1 protein-coding gene is annotated in these 381 nt (G+C 22.8%); it reads left to right on the top strand.

From position 1 onward, the window contains the following. A partial coding sequence (locus C4S77_RS12925) for a hypothetical protein (protein ID WP_181042795.1) occupies positions 1-381 on the top strand: 381 nt, incomplete at both ends.

Below are 381 nucleotides of genomic sequence, written 5' to 3'. Positions count from 1 at the left end.
TGACAAAGACAAAAAATTAATTAAAACTATAGAATACTATAAAAATATTCTGATTACTACTGTTGACCTTTATTATTCAGGTAATTTTTTATCATACTCTGATACAAGTGAATACGGAACAGTTAGCAGAGATTATTTTCACTATACTCAAAATTTATTAACTATGTCATGTAATGACAAATTATGTTCTGATACAGCTCTTAATTATATGTATACTTATAATTCAGCAAATAATATAGAAACACTTTTATATAATAAAGTTGATGATGCTAAAGATATATTTTCATACGATCAAAAAATCAATCCTTTTAAAGAATATAATCCGTATTTTAAGATTATGATTAATAATGACTTTTATTTAACCTTATCCCAAAATAATCC

It is taken from the genome of Apibacter adventoris (assembly GCF_002964975.1).
GTDB lineage: Bacteria > Bacteroidota > Bacteroidia > Flavobacteriales > Weeksellaceae > Apibacter > Apibacter adventoris.
Note: the sequence above shows the minus strand (reverse complement) of the source record. Positions and strands in the feature narration are given on the sequence as shown.